We start from the raw sequence: 2,386 nt of genomic DNA, 5'->3' as shown, positions 1-2,386 counted from the left end.
TGGGCGAAGCTGAACGCGAGATCCACGGGCCTCTGGCCGAAGCCCAAGCGTTGATCGAGATCTGGCGCAGCTCGAATCCCGACGAGGCGTCGTTTTGCTGCCTCGCGGTATCCACCCTGTCTCGCCTCTGTGATCGTTTTGACACCTACCAACACCTGCTGTTGAAGCATGGTCGGCCGGCATTCGCCGAGACTGACTACGGCGTCCTGGGAGACCCGGTGGAGGATCAGCCAGCGGCCTAAGGGGGTATGGGGGGTATGCCCCCCATGCAGAGCCACGGCTCTCACGCCAACGCAGCGATGCGCCGCGTGCCCAGCGCCCTCCCCTCCCCTGCCCGTCTTCGCGCATGCAAAACAGGCTGCGTGGACCACAAAAAGGGCTCTGAATTCGTATCCTGCACGCGTAAGGCTTTACATCGGCCTTTCGTCTGGTAACAATTGTCGTTCCTGCAACCTTCAATTGGAGCCGATGTGGACCTTGATTCCCTCATCCAGCATAAAGCTCTCGACGAGCTTTACAAACGTGGCAACTACGGCCTGATGGATCACTTCCTCAGAGACCCGGAGACTGCCGAGCAGCTCAAGCTGAAGAAGCTGCAATTCGACGTTCACCCCGAGCTGTTCAGCGACGTGGAAGATGTCTGCCAGCTGCTCGACATGAGCAAGCGTGAGTTCCTCACGGCCGCCACGCTGCAAGCCGTCAAGCTCGCGCAGGAGGCCATCGAAAAGCACGGTTTGATCCCTGATGAGGAGACGCACTGATGCTGACTCTCACAGGCACCGTTCGCGCTGCCACCACTCTCGGTGGTGGTGTCAACAAGAAGACCGGCGAGGTCATCCAGCCCCGGTCAGTACTCCAGGTGGAAGGCCTCGACTCCCGCGGCTTGGTGCAGCTCTACACCCTCACGGTTCCCGATCTGACGAAGTACGCCGACCAGGTCGGCTCGCAGATCTCCGTGCCGGTGCGTGCGTGGGCACCTGGCGCGACAGTCAATTTGTCGTACGAGGAAAAGAAGTGAGCGCGGGACGACGCCTTGGGACGGGCCTGCCCCGGCACTTGGCGCCGGCCGGCGCTCTTCCCTTGATACATACAAACAATTGCTCCAAGCCAGCATCCATGCGGGTTTCCGGCTCGTTTGCCTGCGATCAGGGCTTGTCGCCGGACGCCGTCCGGCTGGGCCGCGAGATGCTGGCTGGACCCATTGGGTTCCTCATCGCACGGAGGGCCGCCGATGGAGGAACGACCACCGGATGACCCAAAGGAAAACGCCGACTCTCTGGCAGGAGAAATCGGCGTTCAGGGCATCGAGGCACTACCCCGAAGGGTTCAGAGATATGGAGCAGCTAAAGCAGGCGCTCTCGACGTAGCGGAGTTTATCAGCGGGCTTGGAGGCCATCAAGGCTTAGCACGGCGGGTCGGCTCGTGTGGGGACTATTTGATGTTCCGGCACTACTTCACCGTCGACGAAGTGCGGTTGCATGCAGCTTCGCTTTGCATGAAGCATCTCCTATGCCCCCTGTGCGCCATCAGGAGGGGCAGCAAGGCCCTCAAAAGCTACCTGGATAGGTGGGAGGTGCTTAGAGGGTCGAACGCCTCTTTAAAGCCCTTTCTCGTGACTCTGACCGTTAAGGATGGCAATGACTTGGCTGAGCGTTTTAAGCACCTCCATCGTGGCCAGCGAGAGCTATGGATGCGGAAACACCGTGCTCGCGGCTCTTGCCTCGATGGTGTTATGGGTGCTGTGTGGTCGTACGAAGTGAAGCGCGGCACAGGTTCTGGGCTCTGGCATCCGCATCTGCACATGATCGCGATCGCTGAGCATCAGCCTGACCAGCTGCAGCTCTCGGCTGAGTGGAAAAACATCACTGGTGATAGCCACGTGGTGGACGTACGGCCGATCAGCCAGGAGGATCCTGTGAGTGGCTTCCTCGAGGTGTTCAAGTACGCGGTGAAGTTTTCGGATCAGCCTGTTGAGGACACGTGGCACTGCTACGAGACCTTGCGCGGAAAGAGACTCATCGGATCTGCTGGCTGCTTCCGTTCGGTGGTGGTGCCGGAGCAGCTCATTGACGAGCCCTTCGACGACCTCCCCTTTCGCACCCTTTTTTACCGCTACCTGACCGGTCGCGGATACGACCTTCAGAGGAGGAAAGATCGACCCGCCTGAGTGCACGGATGAATGTTCTTCGCGGGGCAGGATATGCGAGGTGCTAGCACCTCGCTCAGGCTGATTCACGCAGAGCGTTCAACAGCGAAAGCGGCCCCGGTGAGTGCGTCAACACCCACCGAGGCCTAACCAAAACCCATCTGTGTTGGAGATGAAAAATGGCTGAGAAGAAGTCTATTGCGCCCGAGCTGGGCGAAGCTGAACGCGAGATCCACGGGC

Annotated in this window: 4 protein-coding genes; all 4 read left to right on the top strand. The window is 59.8% G+C overall.

The annotated features are described in order from the left end of the window. Nucleotides 1-242 (top strand): hypothetical protein (locus HMPREF2813_RS09930; RefSeq protein ID WP_186821732.1); only part of this gene is annotated, 242 nt, incomplete at its 5' end. 228 nt (nt 243-470) lie between these two features. Then, nucleotides 471-761: a hypothetical protein gene (locus HMPREF2813_RS08450; protein ID WP_070574462.1), complete on the top strand. Its 291-nt coding sequence runs from the start codon at nt 471-473 to the stop codon at nt 759-761. Further along, nucleotides 761-1,018 (top strand): hypothetical protein, encoded by a 258-nt coding sequence (locus HMPREF2813_RS08445; protein WP_070544389.1) that lies wholly within the window; start codon nt 761-763, stop codon nt 1,016-1,018. The genes HMPREF2813_RS08450 and HMPREF2813_RS08445 overlap by 1 nt, the downstream gene beginning before the upstream one ends. A 213-nt stretch (nt 1,019-1,231) precedes the next feature. Further along, entirely contained in the window at nt 1,232-2,167 is a 936-nt protein-coding gene (locus HMPREF2813_RS08440) for a protein rep (RefSeq protein WP_070544385.1), read from the top strand. Nucleotides 2,168-2,386: the final 219 nt, after the last annotated feature.

Source organism: Haemophilus sp. HMSC066A11, assembly GCF_001811665.1.
In the GTDB taxonomy this organism is placed as follows: Bacteria; Pseudomonadota; Gammaproteobacteria; order Enterobacterales; family Pasteurellaceae; genus Haemophilus; species Haemophilus influenzae.
Note: the sequence above shows the minus strand (reverse complement) of the source record. Positions and strands in the feature narration are given on the sequence as shown.